General features: G+C 62.1%; 21 protein-coding genes and 2 pseudogenes. 7 read left to right on the top strand and 16 right to left on the bottom strand.

Annotated features, from left to right (window positions below; all coding sequences use genetic code 11):
• The first annotated feature begins 244 nt into the window (after positions 1–244).
• Positions 245–1,927: an AMP-binding protein gene (locus JFU04_RS10115; protein WP_201143977.1), complete on the top strand. Its 1,683-nt coding sequence runs from the start codon at positions 245–247 to the stop codon at positions 1,925–1,927.
• 47 nt (positions 1,928–1,974) lie between these two features.
• Here JFU04_RS10115 and JFU04_RS10110 read toward each other — a convergent pair.
• The 5 genes and pseudogenes from JFU04_RS10110 to JFU04_RS10090 form a co-directional block, all read right to left on the bottom strand.
• Positions 1,975–2,124, bottom strand: a pseudogene (locus JFU04_RS10110) (glucarate dehydratase); the annotation flags it as partial.
• A 42-nt stretch (positions 2,125–2,166) separates the two neighbouring features.
• Positions 2,167–2,526 (bottom strand): hypothetical protein, encoded by a 360-nt coding sequence (locus tag JFU04_RS10105; protein WP_201143976.1) that lies wholly within the window; start codon positions 2,524–2,526, stop codon positions 2,167–2,169.
• A gap of 309 nt (positions 2,527–2,835) precedes the next feature.
• Positions 2,836–3,195, bottom strand: coding sequence for a hypothetical protein (locus JFU04_RS10100; protein ID WP_201143975.1), 360 nt, complete (start codon positions 3,193–3,195; stop codon positions 2,836–2,838).
• Between the two features lie 305 nt (positions 3,196–3,500).
• Positions 3,501–3,863 (bottom strand): hypothetical protein, encoded by a 363-nt coding sequence (locus tag JFU04_RS10095; RefSeq protein WP_201143974.1) that lies wholly within the window; start codon positions 3,861–3,863, stop codon positions 3,501–3,503.
• Positions 3,864–3,865: 2 nt separating this feature from the next.
• Positions 3,866–4,853 (bottom strand): annotated as a pseudogene (locus JFU04_RS10090) (hypothetical protein).
• Positions 4,854–5,338: 485 nt separating this feature from the next.
• On the opposite strand from JFU04_RS10090, the gene JFU04_RS10085 reads away from it, so the two are divergent.
• The 4 genes from JFU04_RS10085 to JFU04_RS10070 all read left to right on the top strand — a co-directional run bounded on the left by JFU04_RS10085 (position 5,339) and on the right by JFU04_RS10070 (position 9,904).
• Positions 5,339–5,641: a DUF6124 family protein gene (locus JFU04_RS10085; RefSeq protein ID WP_201143973.1), complete on the top strand. Its 303-nt coding sequence runs from the start codon at positions 5,339–5,341 to the stop codon at positions 5,639–5,641.
• 219 nt (positions 5,642–5,860) lie between these two features.
• Positions 5,861–6,316, top strand: coding sequence for a (2Fe-2S)-binding protein (locus JFU04_RS10080; RefSeq protein WP_065905649.1), 456 nt, complete (start codon positions 5,861–5,863; stop codon positions 6,314–6,316).
• On the top strand, positions 6,316–8,547 hold the full coding sequence (locus JFU04_RS10075) for a xanthine dehydrogenase family protein molybdopterin-binding subunit (RefSeq protein WP_201143972.1): 2,232 nt from the start codon (positions 6,316–6,318) through the stop codon (positions 8,545–8,547). The genes JFU04_RS10080 and JFU04_RS10075 overlap by 1 nt, the downstream gene beginning before the upstream one ends.
• A 16-nt stretch (positions 8,548–8,563) precedes the next feature.
• Positions 8,564–9,904, top strand: coding sequence for a c-type cytochrome (locus tag JFU04_RS10070; RefSeq protein ID WP_201143971.1), 1,341 nt, complete (start codon positions 8,564–8,566; stop codon positions 9,902–9,904).
• Here JFU04_RS10070 and dctA read toward each other — a convergent pair.
• The 5 genes from dctA to JFU04_RS10045 are packed head-to-tail and all read right to left on the bottom strand — an operon-like array spanning position 9,901 to position 14,728.
• Positions 9,901–11,199 carry a C4-dicarboxylate transporter DctA gene (gene dctA, locus JFU04_RS10065; protein ID WP_207200645.1) on the bottom strand — a complete coding sequence of 433 codons (1,299 nt, stop codon included), beginning with the start codon at positions 11,197–11,199 and terminating at the stop codon, positions 9,901–9,903. The two genes, JFU04_RS10070 and dctA, sit on opposite strands and share 4 nt — an antisense overlap.
• A gap of 38 nt (positions 11,200–11,237) precedes the next feature.
• A complete protein-coding gene (locus JFU04_RS10060) occupies positions 11,238–12,179 on the bottom strand; it encodes a D-2-hydroxyacid dehydrogenase (protein WP_106804455.1) in 942 nt (313 codons plus the stop codon).
• Complete coding sequence (locus JFU04_RS10055) at positions 12,176–12,559, bottom strand: VOC family protein (RefSeq protein ID WP_120448144.1); 384 nt, start codon at positions 12,557–12,559, stop codon at positions 12,176–12,178. The genes JFU04_RS10060 and JFU04_RS10055 overlap by 4 nt, the downstream gene beginning before the upstream one ends.
• A complete protein-coding gene (locus tag JFU04_RS10050; protein ID WP_106804457.1) occupies positions 12,556–13,521 on the bottom strand; it encodes a hydroxymethylglutaryl-CoA lyase in 966 nt (321 codons plus the stop codon). The genes JFU04_RS10055 and JFU04_RS10050 overlap by 4 nt, the downstream gene beginning before the upstream one ends.
• Positions 13,522–13,537: 16 nt before the next feature.
• Positions 13,538–14,728: a CaiB/BaiF CoA transferase family protein gene (locus tag JFU04_RS10045; protein WP_201143970.1), complete on the bottom strand. Its 1,191-nt coding sequence runs from the start codon at positions 14,726–14,728 to the stop codon at positions 13,538–13,540.
• 112 nt (positions 14,729–14,840) lie between these two features.
• Here JFU04_RS10045 and JFU04_RS10040 point away from each other — a divergent pair, with 112 nt between their 5' ends.
• Complete coding sequence (locus JFU04_RS10040) at positions 14,841–15,743, top strand: LysR family transcriptional regulator (RefSeq protein WP_201143969.1); 903 nt, start codon at positions 14,841–14,843, stop codon at positions 15,741–15,743.
• Between the two features lie 24 nt (positions 15,744–15,767).
• Here the strand turns inward: JFU04_RS10040 and JFU04_RS10035 are convergent, their stop codons facing one another.
• The gene (locus JFU04_RS10035; RefSeq protein ID WP_162946072.1) at positions 15,768–15,917 is read right to left on the bottom strand and encodes a hypothetical protein; all 150 of its coding nucleotides are present in this window, start codon (positions 15,915–15,917) and stop codon (positions 15,768–15,770) included.
• 264 nt (positions 15,918–16,181) lie between these two features.
• Between JFU04_RS10035 and JFU04_RS10030 the strand changes: the two genes are divergently transcribed.
• Entirely contained in the window at positions 16,182–16,418 is a 237-nt protein-coding gene (locus tag JFU04_RS10030) for a hypothetical protein (RefSeq protein ID WP_106804460.1), read from the top strand.
• 54 nt (positions 16,419–16,472) lie between these two features.
• Here the strand turns inward: JFU04_RS10030 and JFU04_RS10025 are convergent, their stop codons facing one another.
• The 5 genes from JFU04_RS10025 to pstC all read right to left on the bottom strand — a co-directional run bounded on the left by JFU04_RS10025 (position 16,473) and on the right by pstC (position 20,504).
• Positions 16,473–17,057, bottom strand: a complete 585-nt coding sequence (locus JFU04_RS10025) for a hypothetical protein (RefSeq protein ID WP_106804461.1) — start codon at positions 17,055–17,057, stop codon at positions 16,473–16,475.
• A complete protein-coding gene (locus JFU04_RS10020) occupies positions 17,057–17,755 on the bottom strand; it encodes a hypothetical protein (protein ID WP_065905637.1) in 699 nt (232 codons plus the stop codon). Before JFU04_RS10020 ends, JFU04_RS10025 begins: the two co-directional genes overlap by 1 nt.
• A 31-nt stretch (positions 17,756–17,786) precedes the next feature.
• On the bottom strand, positions 17,787–18,548 hold the full coding sequence (pstB, locus tag JFU04_RS10015) for a phosphate ABC transporter ATP-binding protein PstB (RefSeq protein WP_065905635.1): 762 nt from the start codon (positions 18,546–18,548) through the stop codon (positions 17,787–17,789).
• A gap of 76 nt (positions 18,549–18,624) precedes the next feature.
• On the bottom strand, positions 18,625–19,539 hold the full coding sequence (gene pstA, locus JFU04_RS10010) for a phosphate ABC transporter permease PstA (RefSeq protein WP_106804463.1): 915 nt from the start codon (positions 19,537–19,539) through the stop codon (positions 18,625–18,627).
• Positions 19,539–20,504, bottom strand: coding sequence for a phosphate ABC transporter permease subunit PstC (gene pstC, locus JFU04_RS10005; RefSeq protein WP_065905630.1), 966 nt, complete (start codon positions 20,502–20,504; stop codon positions 19,539–19,541). The genes pstA and pstC overlap by 1 nt, the downstream gene beginning before the upstream one ends.
• Between the last annotated feature and the right edge of the window lie 18 nt (positions 20,505–20,522).

The following is a 20,522-nucleotide window of genomic DNA, read 5'->3' as shown; positions in this document are numbered from 1 at the left end:
CAAGCGCGAAGAAAAAATCAGACAAAAAAGAGCTTTATTTGTACTTATAATTCCATATTGGACTTTTATGTACACACCGTCAAATCGCCTCGCCACCCTATGACTTTTTTGCACAACGCACCGGTGTTTTTGAGCGTTCATCTCTAGATTTATGCGTGCCTATACTCGGTTCAGCCTCCCGGTGGAACCGAGGGGCCGCAGCATCACAGCCATGTCCCTACAACAATAATCAAGGACACCGACCATGACCCAGCCCTTCCTGGCCGCTCGGGATTTTTTGCTCGCTCACCGTACCGACTACGCCACCGCCGTGCGCGACTTCCGTTGGCCACACCTGGACGCGTTCAACTGGGCCCTGGACTACTTCGATGCGATGGCAGAAGGCAACGCGGCGGATGCGCTGTGGATCGTCGAAGAGGACGGCAGCGAGCAACGCTACAGCTTCCAGCAACTCGCGGCGCGCTCCAACCAGGTGGCCAACCACCTGCGCGCCCTGGGTGTGCGCCGGGGCGAACGCGTGCTGCTGATGCTCGGCAACGATGTCGCGCTGTGGGAAACCATGCTGGCTGCGTTCAAGCTGGGCGCCGTGGTCATCCCCGCCACTGCCCTGCTCAACCCCGATGACCTGAGTGACCGTATCGAGCGCGGCCAGGTGCGCCACCTGGTGGTCGGTGAAGCGCATGTCGGCAAGTTTGACGGCCTCGGCGCTGGCTGCAGCCGCATCTGCGTGGGCGCCGCCCCCACTGGCTGGGTCGCGCACAGCGCCGCCTTCGAATACCCCGAGCAGTTCGAGGCCGAAGGCCGCACCCTGGCCACCGACCCGATGCTGCTGTATTTCACCTCCGGCACCACGTCCAAGCCGAAAATGGTGCTGCACAGCCACCAGAGCTATCCGGTCGGCCACTTGTCGACCATGTACTGGATCGGCCTGCAGCCGGGTGACCTGCACCTCAATATCTCGTCTCCGGGCTGGGCCAAGCATGCCTGGAGCTGCCTGTTCGCGCCATGGAACGCCGGCGCCTGCATCTTTATCCATAACGTCGCGCGTTTCAGCGCGCCGGCCCTGCTCAACACGCTGGAACGTTACCGCGTGACCAGCCTGTGCGCGCCGCCCACCGTGTGGCGCATGCTGATCCAGGAGGACCTGGCCAGCTACAAAAACCGCCTGAACCTGCGCGAACTGGTGGGCGCCGGTGAGCCGCTGAACCCGGAAATCATCGAGCAGATCCAGCACGCCTGGGGCCTGCCGTTGCGCGACGGCTTCGGCCAGTCGGAAACCACCGCGCTGGTCGGCAACACCCCAGGGCAATTGCTCAAGCCGGGCTCCATGGGCCGGCCGCTGCCGGGCTACCAGGTGGCGCTGCTCGATGCCGACGGCGTGCCGGGCACCGAGGGCGAAGTCGCCCTGCCCCTGGCGATACGTCCGCTGGGCCTGATGCTGTGCTACGAGGACAGCCCGGAAAAAACCGCTGAGGTGATGCGCGACGGCTACTACCGCACCGGCGATACCGCGCAGATCGACGCCGACGGCTACATCACGTTTGTCGGGCGCGCCGACGACGTGTTCAAGGCGTCCGACTACCGCATCAGCCCCTTCGAACTGGAAAGCGCGCTGATCGAGCACCCGTCGGTGATGGAAGTCGCCGTGGTACCCAGCCCGGACCCGCTGCGCCTGGCGGTGCCAAAGGCCTTCCTGATCCTCGCCCACGACGCCCCCGGCAGCGCCGAGTTGGCGCAGCACATCCTCGCCTTCGCCCGCGAACACCTGGCGCCGTACAAGCGCGTTCGGCGCATCGAGTTTGTCAGCGAATTGCCGAAGACCATCTCCGGCAAGATTCGCCGGGTGGAATTGCGCCAGATGGAAGTGCTGCGGCGCCAGAGTGAAACGCGGGGTGAGCAGGAGCACTTCGAGGAAGATTTCACGTAAAAAAAGCCCGGTGGCACGCGCCACCGGGCAAAGCGAAGCGACCAGCCTCAGAATCGTGGTTTGACGGTTTTCCAATCCGGTTGATAACGCTGCATCTGCTTCACATCATCGCACTGGCGAATGCCACAGCTCAGGTACTGGTCATGCAGCTTGCCCAACTGGTCATGGTCCAGCTCCAGGCCGAGGCCCGGTGCGCGTGGCGCCGGAGTACGTGGAGGACGCACCGCCCTCGCGGGCGACTAGTCATACCAGATGAGCCAGATGACTGCGCCGGCAAGCCATATCGTCCCGAGGTTATACGGCCACAACGCCCACCGCTTGAGGGAGAGGGGGATAGATGCCAGTTCGGCCTCGCTCACCTCCCCGCTTTTGATATAGGTTTTGGGCATGCTCAATAATTGGACGATTAAGAGCATGCGATGAAACCTGTCTATGTGCTGGTTTCTGCCCCAAAAGCGCTTGTGATCGCAGACCATCTTGTTCTCGCTGAAGTAGCTTTCCAGCTCTTCAAGCTTTGTGTACTCGACGAATAAGGTGCCCCCCGAGCCCACGACGGCTCCTCCAACTGCAAAGATTGCAAAGATGATCTGAAAATCCATGGTCAGGCCCCCTCTGAGTGAAAGATCAAATCGCCATCTTTCTCCACAATTTTCCCGCCCAGAAACTCACCGCCCGTGCCAAAGGCCTTGCCTCCTGCATACCCTCCCGCAGCGCCGCCAATAACCGCGCAAGCCAGCTCACCGTTTCCGCCAGCCACCACGCCCAAAAAATCCTACAGCCGACACGGGCTAACCCTGCGCCAACCCAGGCTCTGCAGCAGGTCATAGTTGCAGATCACCTGGGGTCTAACGAGATTGTCCGGTTCGCGACGAAGACGGACTTGAACATCAGTGGGTTTGCCACAGCTACTAGCCATACCAGATGCTCCAGATGATCGCGGAGACAAACCATATCGTCCCGAAAGCGTAAGGCCACAAGACCCAACGCTTGAGAGATAGGGGAACGGAAGCCAGCTCGGCCTCGGTCACTTCCCCGCTTTTGATATGCGATTTGGGCATGCTCAACATATGATTGATCAAGAGCATGCGATGAAACCTGTCAACAGGCTTATTTCTGCCCCAGAAGCGTTTGTGATCGTTAACCACCTTGTTTTCGCTGAAGTAGCTCTCCAACTCTTCGAGCTTTGTGTATTCGACAAATAAAAAGAGCCCCGAGGTAATAAATGCCCCTGCGCATACAAAGATTGCAGAGATGATCTGAAAAACCATGGTCAAACCCCCTCTGGCTGAAAGATCAAATCGCCGTTGATCTCTGCGATTTGCCCGCCCAAAAACGCGCAACCAGCGCCACCTGCCTCGCCTCCTGCATACCCTGCCGCAGCGCCGCCAATAACGGCGTAAGCCAGCTCATCGTTTCCGTTAGCCACCACGCCCAAAAAATCCTACAGCCAACACGGGCTTACCCTGCGCCACCCCAGCTCTAGAGCAGGTCATAATTGTTGATCACATGGGATTCAACGAGATTGTCCGGTTCGCGACGAAGATAGGCTTGAACATCAGTGGGGTTACCACGGCTACCAGCCATACCAGATGTTCCAGATAATTGCGGAGGCAAACCATATCGTCCCGACAGCGTAAGGCCACAGGGCCCAACGCTTGAGCGATAGGGGGACGGAAGCAAGTTCGGCCTCGGTCACCTCCCCGCTTTTGATATGTGACTTGGGCATGATCAACAATTGGTTAATCAAGAGCATGCGATGAAACCTGTCAATGTGCTGATTTCTGCCCCAAAAGCGTTTGTGATCGTTAACCACCTTGTTTTCGCTGAAGTAGCTCTCCAACTCTTCGAGCTTTGTGTATTTGACAAATAAAAAGAGCCCCGAGGAAACAAATGCCCCAGCACATACAAAGATTGCAGAGATGATCTGAAAATCCATGGTCACGTCCCCTCTGGCTGAAAGATCAAATCGCCATCGATCTCTGCGATTTTCCCGCCCAGAAACGCACCACCAAGACCAGCCACACTCCCCCCGAATACCCCCCGCCGCGCCACCAATAACAGCGCAGGCCAGCTCACCGTTTCCTTTAGCCGCGATGCCCATAAAAATCCTACAACCGACACGGGCTAACCCTGCACCCAGTTCTCCTCCCACATAAGCGCCCCCAACACTGGTCACCAACTTCCCCGTCTCCACATACTTCGCCCGCCGACACTGCGCCTCCCGCCCCTCCACACACGCCTCCTTGATCTCCAATCCCGCCACGCCCACATCCAGCGCCAACCCCACATAGGTGCCCTTCCCCAACCACTTCGACGTCTGCGCAATCTCGCGGATTCGCTGGGCGTACCCGGCAATTTCCCCCTTATGCAAATAGCTCTTGGTGGAAATCCCCAACACCTTCTTCAACGCCTGATTGCCCCGCAACCCGGTGCCCAGCCGCGCCGCGCCTTGCAGTTGGGTATCCAGCAGGTCAAGCAGCACCTTGCGCTGGCGAAAAAACGCCTCACGCTCCAGGCCGCCCGCCCTTAGGCGTTGATGCAAATGCTCGATCTGCTCCAGGGTATGCGCCACCTCATCCAGATGCCGTGCCCACGCCGATGTCGCACTGCCCACGCCCAGCGAGGTATACCCAAGCAGGCTTTGCAGCAGGTCGTAGTCGTTGATCACTTGGGTGCCAGCGGAGTTGTCCAGTTCACGGCGAATGGCCTCGGCATGGCGAACCAACCAGGCTTCTTCCCTTGAGCAGGTCACGCTGTAGGCGTCGGGCACAATCACCAACTGCCCAGGGGCCACCAGCCCACGGCGCAGGTGTCGGTTCAACAGGTCAAAATAGTCGGAACGCTGCTGGCTGATGCCGTGCCCCATCAAACGGGATTTCAAGCCGTGGTAGTCCGTCGTACGCTCGTTGATATAGCCCTGCGCCATGCCCTGCATCCCTGAATGCAACGAAGATGGCGTTGGAATATAAGCAAGCGAATACGCTCAGGACACAAGCCCGGTGGGTCTCAATCACATTTGGGAAGTTGCCTACATACCAGAGAACAAGCGCCTACAAAAACGCCTTTCGCGACATCTGGCGGGTGGGGGTTAATGGCGTTTGGTCATGGTTTGTAAAGGGCCAGCAAGCCGTGTCTCTTTAAATTGCAGGACGTTTCCTAGACAATCCCTGCCGCCTTGTGCCTGTTGGAATCGGTGGCTAGTCTGCGATCCGTCACTGCTCATCAGTGATCGGGTTTAGTCGCTCGGGTCTTACATGGCGCATGTTCCTCCGTGAAGTTTTTATGGTGGCTGTGCGTAGGGCACCTTCGGGTGCGCCGGTTTTCCATGTGACCGGTCGACTAACCTGCGCACAGCCGCCACCCAACGTTTAGTCGCAACGGGTGTCAGCCCCAACCATGTGGAGTTACACCATGAAAAAAGTCGTCCCCGACCCACCCCGCCATTGCGTCAAAGACCGCGCCGCCTTCAACCGCGCCATCGACCATTACCTGCCCACCCAAGCGGTTCAAATCGAAGACCTGAGCTTCGAAGACGCCCTGCTCTACACCGCCAGCTTGCTCGACAGCGCCTGCGCCACTGCCCTCGACTGCAGTGAGCGATTGGAGAGCCCCCAGCGGGCGAAGATTCTGGCGGTTTGGCACTTGCTCGAGATTGCCAAGACCACCGTGGACCGCTCCATCGAGTGCGTGAACCCCACGAAACTGCCTGCCTGAACGATCCAACGCTGCCTGTGGTGAGCGGGCAACCCCGCTCACCACAAAAGCCGATTTGCCACTGGTGTAGCCCGAAAGCAGTGCAATCCTCTCGATTACTTGCCTGATCCTCCGATTTATCGACCATCGGATACCTGGCCCCTTGCGCGGTGGTCTAGAGTTCGACAATGAGCAGCCATCCCAAAAAGGCCGCCACTACCGTCGATCAGCAGGTGAATCATGGAATTGCGAATCAACCAGAAGACCTATCAGGTCGATGCCGACGCGGACACCCCCTTGCTGTGGGTGATTCGCGATGACCTGGGGCTGACCGGCACCAAGTACGGCTGCGGCCTGGCGCAATGCGGCGCCTGTTCGGTGCTGGTGGACGGCAATGTCGTGCGCAGTTGCGTCACGCCGGTGGCTGGGGTGGTAGGCCGTGAGGTCACCACCATCGAGGCGATCGAGGACGATGAAGTGGGCAAGCGCGTGGTCGCCACTTGGGTCGAGTATCAGGTCGCGCAATGCGGTTATTGCCAGTCCGGGCAGGTGGTGGCAGCCACCGCGCTGCTCAAGCACACCCCCGCCCCCAGCGATGCGCAGATCGAAGCAGCGATGATCAACCTGTGCCGCTGCGGCACCTACAACGCGATCCACAGCGCCATGCAGGCGCTGGCCAAGCCGGAGAGCGCCTGATGAATACGCGCAATAAAATGCTCGAGCTGCCGCTGGACGAGCCGGTCAACCTGTCGCGCCGGCACTTTCTGGTGGGCACGGCGGTGGGCGCGCTGGTGATCGGCTTTGGCCTGCCGCTGGGCTCGGCCAGGGTGCAAGCGGCCACGCCGGCCGAGCGCGGTACCCAGGTGCCGGCCTTTTTGGAGATTCGCCCGGACGGCAGCGTGCGCCTGCTCAGCCCCTTCATGGAAGGCGGCCAAGGCACCCACACCGCGATGGCGCAGATTGTTGGCGAAGAACTCGACGCCGACCCCGCCACCTTTATCGTCGAAGCCGCCCCGCCTGGCGACGCCTACGTGGTGATGGAAAACGGCATGCGCATCACCGGCGGCAGTATGTCGGTGCGCATGAGCTACCCGACCATGCGCCGCCTGGGCGCCCTCGCCCGCGCCATGCTGCTACAGGCCGGCGCCCAGCAGTTGGGTGTGCCGGCCGCCGAACTGACTACCCAACCCGGTCGCGTGGTGCACAGCGCGTCCGGGCGCTCACTGGGCTACGGCGAGCTGGCTGGCCGCGCGCTGGACATGCCGGTGCCCGACCCCGCCAGCATCACCCTGCGCGATCCGAGCCAGTTCCGCTGGATCGGCAAGCCGGTGAAACGCCTGGATGCCTACGACAAATCCACCGGCAAAGCGCAGTACAGCATCGACTTGAAGGTCGACGGCATGCTTCACGCCGCCGTGCAGCACGCGCCGCGCCTGGGCATGACCGTCGGCAGCCTGCGCAACCAGGCGCAGGTCGAAGGCATGAAAGGCGTGCACTCCGTCCACACGCTGCCCGGCGCGGTGGCAGTGGTGGCCGAACGTTGGTGGCACGCCAAGCGCGCAGTCGAGGCGATCCAGGTCGATTGGCAGGAAGCTGCCGCCGATTCGAGCCTGCGCGTGATGCCGGCGGATTTTTCCAGCGACAAGCACCGTGACTTTCTCGCCACGCAGCAGGGCCCGTCGCGCGATGACGAGAACGAAGGCGACGTGGCCGCCGCACTCGCCAAAGGCAAGACCCGCATCGAGGCCACCTACCACAACCAGTACGTCAACCATGCCCAGCTGGAGCCGCCGTCCGCCCTGGCGCGCTTCAACGCCGATGGTTCACTGGAGGTCTGGCTGCCCAACCAGGCGCCGGATATGTTTCGTGCCGACATCGCCAAGCGCACCGGCCTCGACCTTGCGCAGATCACCCTGCACTCGCCGCTGCTGGGCGGGTTTTTCGGCCGGCACTTCCTGTATGAATCGGCCAACCCTTACCCGCAGGCCATCACCTTGGCCAAGGCGGTCGGTCGGCCGGTCAAGCTGATCTGGAGCCGCGAGGAAGAATTCCTGCGCGATGTGTTGCGCCCAGTCGCGGTGGTCAAGTTCCGCGCGGCGCTGGATGACCAAGGCCTGCCGCTGGCGCTTGAAGCGGTAAGCGCCACCGAGGGCCCGACCGAAGGCCTGGCCGGCAAACAGGGTGACAAGATCGACCCTACCGCGTTGGAAGGGCTGTCGGGCAAGGCCTATGCGATTCCCAACAAGCGCATCGCGCAGATCTACGTGAAAGGCCCGGTGATGCTGGGCTATTGGCGTTCGGTGGGCAATTCGCTGAATGACTTTTTCTATGAAGCATTCCTCGATGAACTGGCGGACAAGGGCGGTCACGACCCGTACGAATTACGCCTGCACCTGCTACGTGACAACCCGCGGCTGACCACGTTGCTGCAGGCGGTGGGCGAGCTGTCCGGTGGCTGGAAGCGCGGGCCCTACACCGCCGAAGATGGCACCCGGCGCGCACGTGGCGTCGCCATGGCCTCGCCGTTCGGCTCGCATGCGGCGGTGGTCGCCGAAGTGTCGATCGACCAGGGCCAGGTCAAGGTGCACCACATCTGGGAAGCCATCGACCCCGGCAGCATCGTCAACCCGGCGATCATCGAGGCGCAAGTCAATGGCGCGGTGGCCCTGGGCTTGTCGCAGACCCTGCTGGAGGAAGCGGTGTACGTGGACGGCAAGCCACGGGCGCGCAACTACGACCTGTACCCGATCCTGCCGCCGTCGCGGATGGCGCAGGTGCATGTACGGATTGTCGAGAGCGGCGAAAAGATGGGCGGTATCGGCGAACCCCCGTTGCCGGCAGTGGCGCCAGCCGTGGCCAATGCGGTCGCACATTTGACTGGCCAGCGCATCCGCAGCCTGCCCTTGAGCCGCTATACCTTCAGCTGACCGACAAGGACCGCGCATGAACAACCCTCGCTTCGCAAGAACCGCAGGCTGGCTGTTGCTGGCCTGCCTGGTCGCAGCCGGCGTGCTGGCCTGGTACGTCACCCGCCAGCCAGCGACGCCCTTCGCACAGGAGTCGACCGCCAGTGCCGACCCCGCGCTGGTCAGCCGCGGCGAGTACGTCGCGCGCCTCAGCGACTGCGTGGCCTGCCACAGCCTGGCGGGCAAGGCGCCTTTCTCCGGCGGCCTGGAGATGGCCACGCCGCTGGGCAACATCCACGCCACCAACATCACGCCTGACCGCGACGCCGGCATCGGCACCTACAGCCTGGCCGACTTCGACCGCGCGGTGCGCCACGGCGTGGCGCCGGGTGGCAAGCGCCTATACCCGGCCATGCCCTACCCTTCGTATGCCAAGCTCAGTGACGATGACATCCGCGCGCTGTATGCGTTTTTCATGCACGGTGTGCAGCCGGACAAACAGGCGAATATCCCCAGCGACATCCCCTGGCCGCTCAACCTGCGCTGGCCCATCGCGTTGTGGAACGGCGTGTTCGCTCCCACCGCGCCGTATGCGGCCAAGCCCAATCAGGATGCGGTGTGGAACCGCGGCGCCTACATCGTCCAAGGCCCGGGCCATTGCGGCAGTTGCCACACGCCACGCGGCCTGGCTTTCAACGAGAAGGCCCTGGACGAGTCCGGCGCGCCGTACCTCGCCGGTGGCCTGCTCGATGGCTGGTACGCCCCGAGCCTGCGCCAGGATCCCAACACCGGCCTGGGCCGCTGGAGCGAGGCGCACATCGTGCAATTCCTCAAGACCGGGCGCAATCAGCATGCGGTGGTCTACGGCTCGATGACCGAGGCCTTCAACAACTCCACGCAGTTCATGGCAGACGACGACCTGGCCGCCATCGCCCGGTATCTCAAGTCACTGCCCGGCGACCCGCAGCGCGACGGCCCTCCGTGGCAATACGTGGCCGCTGATACCCGCCAGGACATTCCCGGCGCCCACACCTACGCGACCCGCTGCGCCGCCTGTCATGGCTCGGACGGCAAAGGCCAGCCCGAGTGGATGCCGCCGCTGGCCGGCGCCACCTCCGCCCTCGCCAAGGAAAACGCCTCGGCGATCAACATCACCCTCAACGGCTCGCAACGCATCGTCGCCGCCGGCGTGCCGGATGCCTACCGCATGCCGGCCTTTCGCGAGCAATTGTCCGATACCCAAATCGCTGAGGTGCTGACGTATGTGCGCAGCACGTGGGGCAACCACGCTGACGCAGTCGACGCCAAGGCCGTCGGCAAACTGCGCGGGCATACCGATCCGGCCAGTGCCAGTCCGATAATTTTGCAAATGCGCTAACCCAACTCGCGCTTGAGCTGCTCGCGATCCAGCGCACCGTCCCAACGAGCAATGAACAACGTGGCGACACCGTTGCCGATCACATTGATCAGCGCGCCGCCTTCGGAAATAAACCGGTAGACGCCCAGCACCAATACCAGGCCCGCTGCCGGTATCACGTCGATGGAGCCAAGGGTCGCGGCCAAAGTGATAAATGCCCCGCCGGTCACGCTGGCGGCCCCTTTGGAGGTCAGCAGCAGGATCAGCAGCAACGTCACCTGGTGATACAGCGACACGTCGATATCCAGCGCCTGGGCAATGAAGATCGCCAGTACCGTCATGTTGATGCAGCTACCGTCCAGGTTGAAGCAGTAACCTGACGGCACCACCAGGCCGACGGTGGACTTCTCGCAGCCGAGTTTTTCCAGCTTGCCCATCAAGCGCGGCAACGCCGATTCGGACGATGACGTGCCCAGCACCAGCACCAGTTCTTCGCGGATGTACTTGAGGAATTTCCACAAGCTGAAACCGGCCAGCCGCGCCACCAGGTTCAACACCACGAACACGAAGACCAACCCGGTAAGGTAGTAGCACACCAGCAGGTTGACGTAGGCACCCAACGATTGCACGCCGTACTTGCCCACCGTGAACGCCATGCCGCCAAAGGCACCCAACGGCGCCAGGTACATGACGATCTTGAGCATGCGAAAAAACGCCTTGGCCACCAGGTCGATGGTGCCGAGCAGCGGCTTGCCCGCCTCTCCCAACAGCTGCAGGCCGAAGGCGAACAGCACGGAGATGAACAGCACCTGGAGGATATCGCCGTCGGTGAATGCACCGAACACCGTGCTCGGCACGATATGTGTGAGGAAGCCGACGACGCTCTGGTCATGGGCGGCCTTGGTGTAGCCGGCGATGGCGGAAGCATCCAGCGTGGCCGGATCAATGTGCATGCCGGCACCCGGCTTGAGCAGGTTGACCCCGATCAAGCCGATTACCAGGGCGAGAGTGGTCAGCACTTCAAAGTAGATGAGTGACTTGAAACCAATCCGTCCGATGCGCTTGAGATCCTGCATGCCGGCGATACCGCTGACTACCGTGCAGAAGATGATCGGCGCAATGAGCATCTTGATCAGCTTGATGAACGTGTCGCCCAGGGGTTTCATCTGCTCGCCGAGGCCTGGGCTGAAGTGTCCGAGGATCACCCCCAGCACGATGGCGGCGATCACCTGCACATACAGATGCTGGTAGAGCGGTTTGCGCTGTGGATGCGGTTCGTCCACAGGTGTGACTGAAGAGCTGATTATTTTTGTCATGGCTCTGCCTTTGGGGGTAGGAAAACGGTGTTGAGGGGTCAGGTCACCACGTTGATCGGCTTGCCGGCGGCGAAAGCCTCGATGTTGGCCGCCAGCACCGCCTTGAGCCGCGCAACGCTGCTTTGGCTGGCCCAGGCGACATGGGGCGTGACCAGCAAGTTGGGGTGTTCGCAGTGCAGCAACGGGTGGTCGGCCTGCGGCGGCTCCACGTGCAGCACGTCAAGCGCGGCGCCGCCCAGCTGGCCGCTGGCTAACCCGTCGAGCACCGCGTTTTCATCCACCAGTGGGCCGCGCGCGGTGTTGATGAGCAGTGCGCCGGGCTTCATCCGTGCGATCTCGGCGGCGCCGATCAGGTATCGCGTGTGCGGCGTCAACGGGCAATGCAAGGTCAGCGCATCCGCCTGGGCCAACACCGTGTCGAACGCGGTGTAGCCGTCCCTCACTCGCTGCGCGCCACGGTGTTCGGCAAACAGCACGTGGATGTCCAGGGCCTTGGCCAGTCGCGCCACACGGCTGCCGATATCGCCACGCCCGACGATGCCCAGGGTCGAACCCTGCAGGTCCTGGATCGGCGCGCCATGCACGCAAAAGTGCGATGACAGCGACCATTGGCTCAACGAGGCCGAGCGATACGCCATTAGGTGACGACGCAACGCGAAGAGCGAACCAATCACCGCTTCGGCGACACTCACCGCGCTGTAAGCGGGCACATTGCACACGGTCACACCGTGGTCGCGGCAGGCAGCAATGTCGATGCAGTCGTAGCCGGTCGCGGCTACACAGATCAACTTCAAGCGCGGCAGTTGCCCAAGGCTCGTACGATCAATGCGCACCTTGTTGGTAATCGCCACGTCAGCCTCGGCCAATGCCTGCTGCACCTGCTCGTGGGTGGTTTTTTCACGCTCCGTCCAGGCGCTGGCCTGGGCCGGACGCACCAAGGGGGACGGCAGGCTGGCGGCGTCGAGAAAGACGATATTCATGCCGCCACCTGCTCGGAAATTTCAATCAGGTTCAGGTCCGGGTCACGTACATACACCGAGCGGATCGGGCCCGTTGCGCCGGTGCGAAGCACCGGACCTTCGAGAACAGGCCAGGCCTGGGCGTCGAGATGGGCGATCACCTCATCCAACGGGAGGCTGGCGATAAAGCACAGGTCCAGCGCGCCCGGCACCGGCAGATGCGCCTTGGGCTCGAACTCATGCCCGCGCTCGTGCACGTTGATTTTCTGGTTTGCAAAGCGAAACGCGATGCGTCCGCTGCCAAAGGTCTCCAGGCGCATGCCCATGACGCGCAGGTAAAAGTCTTTGCAGGCGCTCAGGTCGAGGGTGGTGAGTACCAGGTGGTCGAGATGATCAATCATTGCGGGCGCTCCAGTTCGGCATTGGCCACCTGCTTGCTCAGGCTGTGCACATGCGCGGGGATGGGATGCAGGTCCAGGCGTTTGCCTGCCTTGAGGATCTGGCTGGGAAGGTCATGGCCAACCAGGTCGGGCAGTTGCGCGGCGGCGGCGAGCACGCGGTCCAGCTGAACACCGGTGTCGTAGCCCATCAGATCGAGCATGTGCACCAGGTCTTCCATGCACACGTTGCCGCTGGCGCCGGGTGCATACGGGCAACCACCGAGGCCGCCCAGAGAGGCGTCGAAACGCTCGATTCCCGCCTGCAGCGCCGCCAGGGTATTGGCCAGGGCCATGCCTCGGGTGTTGTGAAAATGCAGGGTCAGCTGCAGCTCGGGAAAGCGCTCGCGCACCTGCCGCGACAAGGCCTCCACCTGTGTGGGATAGGCCATGCCGGTGGTGTCGCACAGGGTGATGCCGCGCACGCCCAGTTCGGCAAAGCGCGCGACCCAACCCAACACATCGTCGGTGGGCACCTCGCCCTGCATCGGGCAGCCGAATACCGTGGACAGCGACACATTCACCGCCACCGGTCCCTGGCCGATCACGCCGACCACCTTCTGGAGCTGGGCGAATGACTGTTCGCGGGTCATGCGCAGGTTGGAACGGTTGTGCGGCTCGCTGACGGACATCACCAGGTTGGCTTCGTCGATGCCGCAGCCCAGCGCACGCTCGGCCCCGCGCACGTTCGGCACCAGCACCGTGTATTCGACGCCGGGCTGGCGCCGAATCCCGGCCATTACTGTCTCGGCATCGCGCAACGCCGCAATGGCCTTTGGCGAAGTGAACGAGGTGACTTCTATCTTCGCGTAGCCGCACGCGCTGAGCGCGTCGATCAAGGCGATTTTGCGCTCGGTGTCGATAAAGGTCTTTTCATTCTGGAAGCCGTCACGGGTCGCGACTTCCTGCAGGTACAAGCGTTTCATGAGGTTGCTCCTGGTGTCAGATCAGGCCGCGAGCCCGCCAGGCTTCGCGGGTCGGTGCGTCGATGCCGATGCGTTCAAGCACCGCGTCGGTGTGTTGCCCCAGGGCCGGCGCGCGCGAGTGCACGCGACCGGGGGTGGCCATCAACTTGGGCACGATGCCGGGCAAGGTGACAGGCGTACCGTCGTCCAATTGGCTGGCGAGCAGCATGTCGCGCGCCTGGTAATGGGGATCGGCGGCGATGTCGGCGGCGTCGTAGATTTTTCCGCAGGGAATGTTCGCGTCTTTCAGCGCTGCCAGGACGTCGTCGAGGCTGCGCTCGGCGGTCCAGGTGGAGATTGCCGCGTCGATCCGCGCCACATGCCGCACCCGTCCGTCGTTCTGCGCCAGCTCAGGGTCGTCGGCCAGATCGAGGCGCTGGATCTTCTCCATCAGCCGCCGGTAGATGCTGTCGCCATTGCCGGCGATCAACGCATACTTTCCGTCCTTGCAACGGTAGGCGTTGGTCGGTGCGATGCCGGGCAAGCTGCTGCCGGCCGGCTCACGCACGCTGCCGAACACCGAATACTCGGGAATCAGGCTTTCCATCATGTTGAACACCGACTCGTACAACGCCACGTCGACCTGCTGGCCAGCGCCGCCGTGCTGCTCGCGGTGACGCAGCGCCAGCAGCACACCGATCACGCCGTGCAGCGCGGACAGCGAATCGCCAATGGACACGCCAACCCGTACCGGCGTGCGTCCTGGCTCACCGGACAAATGGCGCAGACCACCCATGGCCTCGCCGATCACGCCGAAACCGGGCAGGTCGCGGTACGGCCCGGTCTGGCCGTAACCGGAAACCCGCAGCATCACCAGCCCGGGGTTGATCGCTGACAGTTCATCCCAGCCCAGCCCCCATTTTTCCAGGGTGCCAGGGCGGAAATTTTCAATCAGGATGTCGGCGTCCTGGACCAGGCGCTTGACCACCTCACGCGCTTCGGCCTGGCGCAGATCAAGGGTGACCGACTGTTTGTTGCGCGACTGGGCGGCCCACCACACCGAGGTCCCGTCGTGCAGCAAGCGCCATTTGCGCAGGGGGTCGCCGGTGACCGGCGGTTCGATCTTGATCACTTCGGCGCCGAACTCGGCGAGGATCTTGGCGGCGAAAGGTCCGGCAATCAGTTGGCCCATTTCGACCACCTTGATGCCTTCCAGGGGCAGACTCATGACGGTATCCGTTGTTGTTGGAGGTGATGGCCGGATAATCCGCGCAAAAACACGCCGTGAGAATGTCAAAGATTTCCACTACTCTTTCCAGATTGGAAACACAGAGGTGGATATGTTCAATTTGCTGCAGCTTGATCTGGTGTCCCTGCGCCTGCTGGTATTGGCCGCTAAGACACAAAACCTTACCCAGGCCGCCACCAGTGCTCACATGAGCGTTTCCGCGGCGAGCAAAAGACTGGCCGAACTCGAACGGGTGACCCATTGCAGCCTGTTCACCCGCGTTGCCCGAGGCCTGCAACTGACCCCGGCGGGACGCGGCCTGGCTGAACACGCGCGAACCATCCTCGACGCCGCCGAGCAGATGGCCCATGACGCCACCGACTACGCCAATGGCGTGCGTGGTCATGTTCGGCTGTTTGCCAACACGTCGGCGGTGATCCAGTTTTTACCGCAGGATCTCGCGGCTTTTCTCGCGGCCAACCCGCAGGTGCGCATCGAACTGGAGGAGGTCCTCAGCGACCGCGCGATTCATGCAGTGGAAAAGGGTCAGGCCGAGATCGGCATCTTTGCCGACAACGTCGCCGCTCCCGGCCTGCACATACACCCCTATCGGCATGATCGGCTGGTGGTACTGGTGCCGCAGGGCCACGTGCTGGCGCAGCGTGCAAGCGTTGCCCTGGCCGAGACGCTGGACTTCGATTACGTCGCGTTGAATCAAGGCAGTTCGTTGTTGCGGCGTATCAATGATGCCGCCGCCAGCACCGGCAAACGCCTGAAGGTGCGCATTCAAGTCAGCAGTTTCGATGGCATCTGCCGCATGATCGAGGCGGGATTGGGGATCGGCATCCTGCCGCTGGGCTCGGTGCACCCGGGGTTACTTGAGACGAAGCTGCGCGCGATCCCGCTGGAGGGCCAATGGGCGTCGCGCACCTTGTACGTAGGGGTGGCGGATACGTCGCGCCTTTCGCCCGAGGCCGCCAACCTGTTCAGCTACCTGAGCAACCTTGAGGGATAGCCGGCTATCCCTGGCCTGCCGGGCTTACTGACTGTCCTTGGCCTTGCCCTCCTGCATCTGCACCGAAGATTTGCTGCCGCCAGTGTTGTCCTTGGTGGTGTTGTCGGCGCTGTCGAAGCACCCATGCAGCATGAACACACTGCAAAGGCTCAGGCACATAGTAAGTTTTTTCATGACCATTTTCCGTGGATAAGGTGGGCTGTCACTTATCTGTGTGGAACGAGCGCTGGCGCGTTCAAAAAATCCAAACAGTGCCTGACGAATGGTCACGCCGCGCCCTTGCACTAATTTGAACGTTTTTGCCCCACCATCGATCCATAAAGCAGGACACCCAGACACAGGAACGGCCTGTGTCAGTCCTTGCGCGAGCTACGATCCGCCTGCCCCGACCAGGGCGCCTGAATTTCGCTCGCCGATGACGACCTTGAGGTAAAGGCCATGGCCGCGAACACGTGCAAAACATCGAACCCTCTTGCCTCCCAGGATGCGCTTGCCCGCAATACCGAACTGTTCTACGAGGCAGATCGGCTGGAGCAAGCGGCCTACGCAATCATTGGCACCAGTCTGGCGAATGCCGACGCGTGGCTGCGCTTCAGCGAGGCAAAGCGGGTAGCCGATGCGAAACGCAGTGAGGCGCGCCAGGACCTGATGCGCCTGCGTCGAAGCGGGTTGTAGCCGCACAGCCTACCGACTCCGCGCTTGTCACTCACACAAGCTTGCAGCGGGCCTTCAGGAAAACACCTGCGGACGCCGCCGTGTCGGCGGCGCAAAGCTGAGCGGTTGCTGGCGGGCCAGTTGCGCCTGGACGTGCGCGACCGCGTCGAGCACGCGCTGTGCCCACTGCTCGTCCTGCGGGTCGACCACTACCACGCGAAAGCCGTGGTCATGGCCTTCACTGCGCACGCCTTCGGAATCGTCGACATGCAGGTCGATGTCGAAGGCCGGTGGAAATTTGGAGGGTGCGTTCGACAATCCGCGCACGCTGAGCGCACGGTTGTGCAGCACGCTGTTGACCACGCCGTCGACACGAATGCCGTACAGCAACAGCCAACGCCGGATGTAGGACGGGGTCCGCCCGGACGAGGTATAGACCCAGATGCTGCAGCCCTGGCGACGCAGTTCACGGGTCAGCGAGCGAGTCCCCACGCGCAGCGGTTCGCCCAGCCACCGGTGGACACAGGCCGGCAGCCGGCTGTGTTCGACCGCACTGTGGTGAAGCTGGCAGGCCAGCGTGTCGTCGATGTCGAACGAAATGCGGATACGCGGGCGATTGAACAGACGCCGAACGCTGTCGAGCACTGGATAACCCCCCATCACAGGCCTCCCCGAGCGGCAGGCACGGGTGTGTCGCCCAGGAAGAACTCCCTGGGATCCGGGGCCTGATCTTCCAGGAATGCCGCGTATTTTTTCTTGATCTTGGGCAATTCGTACAGGGCCTTGACGCCATGCTTGGCGGAGTTACGGATGACCGAGGACGGGTTGAAATAGCCCTCGGCGTTTTCCAGCGTGAGCACGAACGGCGGTAGCCCCGCGCGCATCAGCAGGTAGCTGACAATCAGCGAACCACTGCGGTTATTGCCCTCGATGAACAATTGCGGCTTGCTGAGGATGCGCACGTAGACACCGGCTGCACGCTTCCAGACCGACTCGCTGCGGTACGCGCAATACCAGTTGTACAAGTCCTTGATGCCACCCTCGACATTGTTGAAAAAGTGCTGCTCGGTCGCCGCCAGGTGCTGGGCGTATTCCAGCCGGCGCACCGGGTCCTTGCCGCAGAGCACGGTGGCATTGATCTCCAGCATCAGGTTGAGTTGCTGCAGGTCAAACAGGTCGACGCCGCGAGCGACATAGTCATCAATCAGGGCATAGCCTTCCAGCACATTTTCCAGCACCTCGTCCGTGAACGGATCGCGCGGCTCGGTAAAGTGGCGGCTGAGCTCGGCAAAGCGGCTCTGTACTTTACGCAGAGCGCGTTCGATCGCGGGCAAATCAAGACGACGTGTTGCAGACATTGGCAATCCTGGCAAACGGTGGAAAGGTCGATCAGCTGAACTTGCCGCTGATGTAGTCCTCGGTCATTTTTTCGCGGGGGCTGCCGAAAATCTGGGTGGTCGGGCCCATCTCTACCAGGTAGCCAGTACGCGTGCCCTGGGAAATATCCACCGAGAAGAACGCAGTGGTGTCAGCCACACGGATGGCCTGCTGCATGTTGTGGGTCACCAGCGCGATGGTGTAGTCCTTTTTCAACTCGACCATCAACTCTTCAACCCGGCGCGTGGCGATCGGGTCGAGCGCCGAACACGGCTCGTCGAGCAACAGCACTTCCGGCTCGGTGGCGATGGCGCGGGCGATACACAGCCGTTGCTGCTGGCCGCCGGAAAGCGACAGGCCACTGACCTTGAGCTTGTCCTTGACCTCATCCCACAGCGCGGCGCCCTGCAGCGCATGCTTGACGCGATCGCCGAGGTCGCCCTTGTAGCGGTTGAGGCGCAGGCCAAACGCGACGTTGTCGAAGATGCTCATCGAAAACGGGTTCGGTTGCTGAAACACCATGCCGATATAGCGGCGCACTACCACCGGGTCCACGCCTTTGCCATACACGTCCTGCCCGAGGAAATGCACGTGACCCTCGAAGCGGAAACCTTTGACCAGGTCATTCATCCGATTGAGGCTGCGCAGCACGGTACTCTTGCCGCAACCGGAAGGCCCGATGAAGCCGGTGATCTTGTTTTTCTCGATGGGTACGTGGCTGTCGCGCACGGCCATGAAGTTGCCGTAGAAAATCTTGTCGAGCTTGCAGTCCATGACCACAGGCGCCTGGGTGGTAAACGGAGCGGCTATTTGCGCAGTTGATACGTTCAAAATTCAGATGCTCCCTTGTTCAGTACTTGGGCTTGCCGAAAATGCGGCTGACAATGTTCACGACCAGCACGATCATCACCAACACCAGCGAAGCCGCCCATGCGAGTTCGAGCTGATTGTCGAAGGGCATGCCGGAGAAGTTGTAAATCAGTACGGCCAGCGATGCCGTCGGGTTCATCACCGCGAGGCTGCCGTCGTGGTAGATCCAGTAGTTGCTGAACAACGCGGTAAACAGCAATGGCGCGGTTTCGCCCGCAGCACGCGCAACGGCCAGCATCACGCCGGTGAGAATCGCCGGCATGCCGGTTGGCAAGATGATTTTCCAGATGACCTGCGAGCGCGTGCAGCCCATGCCGTAGGCGGCGTCCTTCATGATCTTGGGCACCATGCGCATCGACTCTTCAGCCGTCAGCACGACGATCGGCAGCATCAACACCGCCAGGGCAACGCCGCCGGCCGGTGCCGAGTAGGTGCCGGTGGTCATCACCACCAGGGCGTAGGCGAACACGCCGGCCAGAATGGACGGCAGCCCGGTGAGCATCTTGGCGGCAAAGCGCGCGGCGTTTGCCAGCTTGCTGTCGGGCCCCAGTTCAGCGAGGAAGACGGCGGCCATGATGCCGACCGGCACGGCAATGGCGGCGGCAATGCCGACCATCACAAAGGTGCCGGCCATGGCGTTGCCGAAGCCGCCGCCAGTCTCGAAACCGGTAGGCGGCAATTCGGTGAACACTTCCAGGCTCAGCCGTGCCCCGCCGCGCGTGATCAGCATGTACAGCACGGAAATCAGCGGCACGCTGGCGATCAGCGCACCCGTCCACACCAACGTGGTCAGCACCAGGCTGCGCAGGGCGCGCCCTTCGAACTTGCGCTGCAGGCTGGGCATGGCGCCGGCTGGCGAGGTCAAGCTGCTGGCAGGCGAAGTGAGGTCAGTCATTATTTGTTCCCCCGCTGGGCGTAGAGCATGATCATGGAGCCGAGGATGTTCACCAGCAGCGTGATAAACATCAGCACCAGCGCGGCGTACATCAACACCTCGATTTCGTTGGGGCCGGCTTCGGGGAAGTTCAGCGCCAACAGCGCGGCCAGGGTGTTGGCCGGCGCAAACAGCGAGAGCGAAATGTTGTTCGCATTGCCCACCAGCATCGCCAGCGCCATGGTTTCACCCAGCGCGCGACCCAGGCCGAGGACCAGCGAGCCGAAAATGCCAGTCGCCGCCGAAGGCACCATCACCTTGAGAATCGCTTCCCAGTGGGTGGTGCCCATGCCGTAGGCGGCCTGCTTGGTTTTCATCGGCACGCCAGTGAGCGCGTCCTGCGACACTGCCGCAATCGTCGGCAGAATCATGATGGCCAGTACCAGCGCGGCGGGAAGCAACCCGGGCCCGCTCAGGGACGTGCCGAAAAAAGGAATCCAGCCCAGTTCGCTGTTCAGCCAGGCGGTGAGTGGCCGAATCGCCGGGATCACCACGTAGATCCCCCACAGGCCATAAACCACGCTGGGGATGGCCGCGAGCAGCTCGACAATGGTGCGAAACACCGCTGCCAGCTTCGCCGGCAGGAAATCCTGGGTGAGGAAAATGGCCATGCTGACACCGAAGAAACCGGCGATCAGCAAGGCAATCAGGGCGCTGTACAGCGTGCCCCAAATGGCCGGCAGAATGCCGTACTTGCCTTGGTTAACGTCCCAGACACTGCCGAAAAGCACATCGAAACCGTGCTTTTCCATGCCCGGAAGGGCCTTGCGTCCCACCTCGAATACCAAGGCGAAGACCAACGCCAGAATCAGCACCACCCCAATTCGCGCAAGGGCACGGAAGGTGCGGTCAACCAGGAAATCCTTCGTGGAAGGCGGCTGGCAGGCAGAATCCGGGTTAACCGGTACGACAAAAGGTGTGTTCATTGGCTAATTCCGGAACAG

Source organism: Pseudomonas sp. TH21 (assembly GCF_016651025.1).
GTDB lineage: Bacteria > Pseudomonadota > Gammaproteobacteria > Pseudomonadales > Pseudomonadaceae > Aquipseudomonas > Aquipseudomonas aylmerensis.
The sequence above is the reverse complement of the archived record's forward strand: the minus strand, read 5'-3'. Positions and strand labels throughout refer to the sequence as shown.